Source organism: Pseudomonadota bacterium (assembly GCA_030860485.1).
Lineage (GTDB): Bacteria > Pseudomonadota > Gammaproteobacteria > JACCXJ01 > JACCXJ01 > JACCXJ01.
This window is the reverse complement of the sequence record JALZID010000059.1, coordinates 26064-32524: the sequence shown is the minus strand read 5'-3', so window position 1 is coordinate 32524 and position 6461 is coordinate 26064. Positions and strand designations below refer to the sequence as shown.

The following is a 6461-nucleotide window of genomic DNA, read 5'->3' as shown; positions in this document are numbered from 1 at the left end:
ATGATCCCCTCAAAAAGGCCGATCTAGATCCCTGATGCTGCTCCAAAATCGGCCTGGATAGTGAAATCCCTTGTAACATGCCGCGGCAGTATAGGCTTTCACCACAATTTTTAGAGGCTCCCTCATGCCGCACCGACATCCGATCTTCTGTCTCACCGTCGTTGCCCTGCTGTGCTTCGGCGCCATGCCGAGCGCCGCGCAGACTGATGTCATCGGCCAGTGGTCGCTCGTCGCGCCGCTTCCCTACTTCCCCATCCACACCCACATGCTGCCCACGGGGAAGGTGATGATCTGGCCGGGCGACGAGGAGGGCGGCGGGGGATCCGGCGACGATCCTCGATCCTGGGATCCCGCCAACCAGAGCGTGTCGATCCTCAACCGGGCGGGTTACGACATCTTCTGCAGCGGCCACTCGTTCCTGGCTGACGGCACCCTCTTCGTCGCCGGCGGCCACACCGCGACTTTCGTGGGTCTGTCGCGGGCCAGCATATATAACCCCTTCACCAACGCGTGGAGCAACTTGCCCAACATGAACGAGGGCCGCTGGTACCCGACTGTCACCGTCCTGGCTAACGGCGACGTCCTGGTGGTCTCGGGTGACATCGACAGCAGGACCGTCCTCAACAGGAACACGCTACCCCAGGTGTTCCAGGTGTCGACGGGAACGTGGCGGGACCTCACCAACGCACAGCTCCTGCAAGACCTCTACCCCCAGATGCTGCTGGCGCCGAACGGCAAGGTCTTCAATGCAGGACCGTCGACGACGACCCGCTATCTCGATACGTCGGGGACCGGCGCCTGGAGCTTCGTGGCGCAGCGGGTCGGCGGATACCGTGATTACGGGTCGGCGGTGATGTACGCGCCAGGCAAGGTCCTGGTGATGGGCGGCGGCCTAGACCCGCCGACGAATACGGCCGAGGTCATCGACCTCAACGCGGCGTCGCCGAGTTGGCGCTCTGTCGGCTCCATGCAATTCAGACGGCGTCAGCTCAACGCCACGCTGTTGCCCGACGGTAAGGTGCTGGTCACCGGCGGCTACAACGGCCCGGGCTTCGGCTTCACGGACACCAGCCCGACCTCAGCCGTGTACGCGGCAGAGCTTTGGGACCCCGCGACCGAAAACTGGACGACGCTCGCCAGCAGCTTGGGAATTCCCCGCGTGTACCACTCTGCGGCCCTCCTGCTGCCGGATGGCCGGGTCTTGAGCACGGGCGGTAACCGGCACCCGGAAACCGAGACCTACTCGCCGCCTTATCTCTTCAAGGGGACCAGGCCGACGATCACGTCGGCGCCGCCCAGCATCGCCTATGGGCAGTCCTTCTTCGTCGGAACGCCGGACGCCTTGACGATCTCCAAGATCACGATGCTGAGACTCTCCTCGGTGACTCATGCTTTCAACCAGAGCCAGTACATCAACGAGCTGAGTTTTTCGCAATGCACGGGAGGCCTCAGCGTCACGGCTCCACCCAGCGGCAATGTTGCGCCTCCTGGCTACTACCTGCTCTTCCTCCTGAACGGGAGCGGCGTCCCGTCCGTCGCACAAATCATCCAGGTTCATGACGCGCCCCTCCCGCCGACGGTCGATCCGTCCTGTCTCCCCGACGTCATCGTCACCTCGCTCTCCTATGCCAGCGGGGTCTTCACGAGCACGGTGAAAAACCAGGGCACCGCGGCGACCCCTGCAGGCATAGGCATCGGCGTAGGATATTCCGTGGATGGCGAGTTCAGAACGTTTGGCATCGTAAACGGGCCCCTGGCCGCAGGAGCATCCGTCACCCTCGGCACCAACGGTGTACCCTTCACCATTCCCCCCGGCACCCACACGATGACGGCTTTCGTCGATGACGTCGACCGCTTTGCGGAGTCGGACGAAACCAACAACCAGCTTTCCCAGCCGATTACGGTTGGTGGAACCGATCCCCTACCGGCCCCCAACCCAGCCCCCCTGACTTGTCGCGGCCGAGTCGCCACCATCTGGGTGTCCAACAACGCTATTTTTGGCGGCCCGGATAGCGGGACACCTTATACAGGGACGCTCCGCGGCACAAACGGCAACGACGTTATCGTAGGAACCGACGCCAATGACTCGATCAATGGGGCGGGGGGCAACGACATCATCTGCGGTGGCGCCGGACGCGATACGCTACGAGGTGGAAAAGGTAACGACCGACTATTCGGGGAGAGCGGTAACGACCGGCTTTTCGGAGGTTCCGGCAGGGATTTCTGCAACGGCGGCAAGGGTAGAGACAAGGTGAGCGGTTGCGAACGGCTCAAATGAAAGGTCCGCGCGGTGCACCCTACGACTGCCAAATCTCCTGGAATATCACGACCGCAACCAAAGGCTCCGCACACGCTCACGGCAGTCGCACGAGATGCAGCGGGGAACACGACAAGCGACGGAGTAACTGTAACGGTCAACAATACAGGTCCGTCTCTCCCCGACGTCATCGTCACCTCGCTCTCCTATGCCAGCGGGGTCTTCACGTGCACTTTTGTGCCGGATCCTTACGATAGCTGCAATTCGCACCCGGGAAGCCACTCCCGATGCAGATCCTTGCTTAGGGAATTCAGTGACACGGTTCGCACCCACTTGGAAGCCCTGATGTCGAAGCCTTCCGATGCGCTCGGTCGGACGAGTTCGAGCCACAAGAATGTCTTATTACCATAGGAACATGAGCGCGTGCGCCCTAATTTATCCTTCCCGCAGAATCCGGTAGGCGTTCCGGCGAGGAAGCGCCCGCCCTTGAATAGGTTTCGTATAGTTGCGTCTATTCTGGCTCTGGCGTGCTGCCTCCGGTTAGGACTTTTCCTTGTCGTCGCTCCTCATCCCGAGAGGTTCTCCAGCAGTCCGGACACGATTGCATATGTCACGTTGGCCCGCAACTTTGCCGAGGCCTTTGGGGCGGGAGCAGGAGAACTCTTTGAGCTTGGCCTGAAGCGTACGCCGGGATATCCGTTGCTCATTCATAGCATTTACGCGATCGTGGGCGCAGCGCCTTCGGTGGTCGTGCTCGTGCAGATGGCCTTCGGCGTCGCCACAGTCTGGCTCACGTATCTTGCGGGCCTTCGGCTCTTCGATCGCCAGGCCGCGTGGTTGGCCGCGCTGGCCCTCGCCGTGGACCCCATCTCCATCATCATGACCAACTACCTTCAGCCTGAAGTTTTCTTCACCTTCGTGCTTGTCGCAGGGTCCCTTTGCTGGTGGCGGGCGCTCAGGGAGCGTTCACTCTGGTGGAGTGCGGGCGCCGGGATGGTTCTTGGCGCATCAACCCTGATCCGCCCGATAGCCCTTTACCTGCCGGTTGTCCTGGTATCCGTCGGTCTGATCCTCCAGGATAGCCGTTGGCCGACGCGGCTGGTACGGTCCGGGGTGTTCCTGCTGGCCTTCGCATTGCCCGTCGGCGGGTGGATTGCCCGGAACTATGCCCTCACGGGCGTCCCCATCTTCACCACCGTCGAGAGCATCAACCTCGTCAAGTTTCGCGCGGCCGGGGCCATGGCTGAGGAAGAACATATATCCGTCGAGGAGGCTCAACGAAGGCTTAGCGAAACTCTCAAGGGCCGCACCCGGGAAGGGATGAACCGAGGACAGATCAGCCGACTGGAAGCGTCTTTGGCGTTCGAGACCTTTGCTCGGTACCCCTGGGGAACTGTTGTGACGTTCATGCAAGGGGCAGGGCGCCTGCTAGCCGGGCCGGGCCGGGCCGAGTTGCTCCGATTGTTGGGTGCCCCCAGGCCAACTACAATCGAGACGGGTCTTCATGCTTTTCTCGTGGGCATGGAGACCGTGGTTCTTGGCGTTATCATGTTCGGCGCCGTGTTGGGCGGGTATCGGCTCCTTCGATCTCGACGCTATATCGAGCTCGTTGCGGTGCTCATCTTCATCTTCTATTTTATGGCAATCTCGGCGGGCCTGGAGGCCTATTCGCGATTCCGCGCTCCAATCATGCCATACTTCGCACTCCTCGTCGGTTGCGCGTTTGCGTCACGCCGAGGGGCTTGACTACGGTTACCGTAGGACCAGAAAGCGGGCATGAAGAATCATGACGAGAAGCTGGGCATATTGCTCCACACCACCATCAAAGAGATCCGCGGCTTGGACCGCCCCGCCCAGACCAAAGTTATCCACTTCGGCTGTGGCATCGGAGGTATTGTTGATACCCTTCTGTCACTTGGGTATGACGCATACGGCTGTGACTTCAAGCCGTATTGGCTCGAGAATCCCCGCGCTGATGTTGAGAGGCTCACGGCAATTTCCTCAACACCGTATCAACTGCCCTTCCGTGATAACGCGTTTGGGTTGTGAGCACGAGTTTTCGGAGCATGCCCAAAACAAGAAGGAGTGCTTTCAGGAGATCTATAGAGCACTCAGAACGGGCGGTTATTCCATCCTGGGACGTGGTATCTACCATTCGAACCTCACATCTATGCTCCCAAGTGAATATGCTTTAGCCGAGTTGTCCGAAATGGTGGTTTCCGCTCTGAGCGCTCCTTGGAGTGCGCAATGAGAGGTCACAAATCATGGAAGGAAGTGGTCGAGCACAACTGTAAGTACTGTAGGCACAATCTATCGTACTGGTCAAACAGCATAGAAGTTTGACTCTGATCAATTGCTCGGAGAGAGCGATTGCGCTCAGATCTTTTTGGTACTCGCCGGTGATATTTTCGGACAAGTTCGGGGAAGCACTATCCAAAAGCCCTGCGATCTATTTGGCGCTTCGGGCCAATTTGACGGAGATTGAAACGAACGGAAGCGTTATCACGGGCCTGCAAGTCGCCGATTTCTCGGGTGCCGTGAAGCGGGTTCGCGGGATCGGCCGACATTATCAGATCACGGTGACGGCAGACGCCGCCGGTAACAAGGCCACCTCCCTCACGTGGGAGAAAAAACCGCTCACCGGCACGATGCTCACCCATCCGGGGGTCTATTGCTTGCGCACCAACGAAACCCATTGGGATGAGGCCACCCTCTGGGAAACCTACACGATGCTGACCGATTTGGAAGCCGTCTTTCGGAGCTTGAAGTCCGAGCTTGGTCTACGACCGATCTTCCATTCCAAAGAGCGACGCACCGACGGACACCTCTTCATCTCCGTCTTGGCCTACCAGGCCGTCCAGTGCATCCGCCGGCGTCTGAAGGCAGCGGGGATCCATCAGAGCTGGGGCTTACGTCAAACGCTGTCCGTACAACAGCGGGTCACCGCGACCTTCCGCCAACGCGATGCGCGCGTGTTGCATGTACGCAAGAGCACCCTCGCCGAGCCTGGACTACGACAGATCTATGATGTTCTAGAACTGTCCCCTTCCCCCGGAGGGATCCAGAAACTCGTCGTCTAACCGCAAAAAAACATACTTGTAGTGCCATACGCACTTTGTTGTATCCCTAATCCCTTGTACTGCATCATCTTTTTCTTGCGAGTGTTAAACCTGGGTTAGCGATGCCGATCTCAGGGGTGTCGATCTGCGCGGCGCAGAGATTCGGCGGAGCCAAACTGATGGGCGCGGACCTGCGCGGCGCCGACTTACGCGGGGCCCAACTTCTCGCGTCAAACCTCAGCGGCGCCCGGCTCGATGGTGTGATCTTCGGCGACACGCATCTCGGCTTCACCCCGCTGATCAATGTGCACGGTCTTGATCAGGTGCAGCATCGGAAGATGAGCCATATCGACCAGTTCTCGATCATCAGATCGGTGCCGCTCCCAATATCATTTCTCGGCGCATGTGGCGTGCAATCGCACACGATCCGAATGGCAGAGCTATACGTTCAGAGCCACCGTTACCTACGTGAGTGGCTGACTTGGAATAGTGTGCCGAGTTGGTTCGCGCCGCAGGACATGCGGCGCGAGGAGTTCCAAAGCACTGAGGTAGAGCTGGAGCGCGATCTTTATACGTATGTCGACGAGGCCGAGCGCGTGTTGCTCGTCATCAGCCCGAATATCCTGCCAAGCGGGTGGGTTGGCAAGGAGTTTCAGCGTGCGCGTAGCTCGCGTAGCTTCACATCGGTCATCCCGATTCTGATCGAGAATATGCCCCATCCCGACAGCCTCGAATGGAACGCCCTCATTGGCAAGACGGTTGAGGAGGTCGAATACAGTCAATCAACTCAACCCCGAAAGCTACTCGAACGAACTGAAGCAACTCTTGAGCGGACAAGTTCTCGATTTGCGAAACTGGCGCGAGCCTTCCATGCTGGTACAACGTTTGCCCACCCTGTTGCCTCTCCTGAGCCGGACGACGTGACCCGCACCACACGCACGATCGGATGCGCTCAGGATATGTGCAGGCAAATAAAGTGGCAGGGTGTGACCTTGCATCCTCGGCATGCCTGCATGACCAAATAATAATTCCTGGCCCTCGCTTTCTTGTCGAGCCCCGCGCGATCGAGTAGTCGGCGAAGGTAACCGCGGACGGCACTGGAGACCCGTGCCTTACTGCCCGGCTCCTTCGCGACACGAAGTCAT

5 protein-coding genes are annotated in these 6461 nt (G+C 59.4%); all 5 read left to right on the top strand.

The window, feature by feature from the left end:
* The first annotated feature begins 124 nt into the window (after nt 1-124).
* On the top strand, nt 125-2278 hold the full coding sequence (locus M3461_03500; GenBank protein MDQ3773493.1) for a DUF1929 domain-containing protein: 2154 nt from the start codon (nt 125-127) through the stop codon (nt 2276-2278).
* Nucleotides 2279-2872: 594 nt separating this feature from the next.
* Nucleotides 2873-4003 carry a glycosyltransferase family 39 protein gene (locus M3461_03495; protein MDQ3773492.1) on the top strand — a complete coding sequence of 377 codons (1131 nt, stop codon included), beginning with the start codon at nt 2873-2875 and terminating at the stop codon, nt 4001-4003.
* Between the two features lie 30 nt (nt 4004-4033).
* A complete protein-coding gene (locus M3461_03490; protein MDQ3773491.1) occupies nt 4034-4306 on the top strand; it encodes a class I SAM-dependent methyltransferase in 273 nt (90 codons plus the stop codon).
* A gap of 488 nt (nt 4307-4794) precedes the next feature.
* Nucleotides 4795-5337, top strand: a complete 543-nt coding sequence (locus M3461_03485) for a hypothetical protein (protein ID MDQ3773490.1) — start codon at nt 4795-4797, stop codon at nt 5335-5337.
* A gap of 158 nt (nt 5338-5495) precedes the next feature.
* Nucleotides 5496-6341 carry a TIR domain-containing protein gene (locus tag M3461_03480; GenBank protein ID MDQ3773489.1) on the top strand — a complete coding sequence of 282 codons (846 nt, stop codon included), beginning with the start codon at nt 5496-5498 and terminating at the stop codon, nt 6339-6341.
* Nucleotides 6342-6461 lie beyond the last annotated feature (120 nt).

Coding starts and splice junctions, on each gene's coding strand:
- M3461_03500 (MDQ3773493.1), top strand. CDS start 125: ATGCCGCACCGACATCCGATCTTCTGTCTCACCGTCGTTGCCCTGCTG.
- M3461_03490 (MDQ3773491.1), top strand. CDS start 4,034: ATGAAGAATCATGACGAGAAGCTGGGCATATTGCTCCACACCACCATC.
- M3461_03480 (MDQ3773489.1), top strand. CDS start 5,496: ATGGGCGCGGACCTGCGCGGCGCCGACTTACGCGGGGCCCAACTTCTC.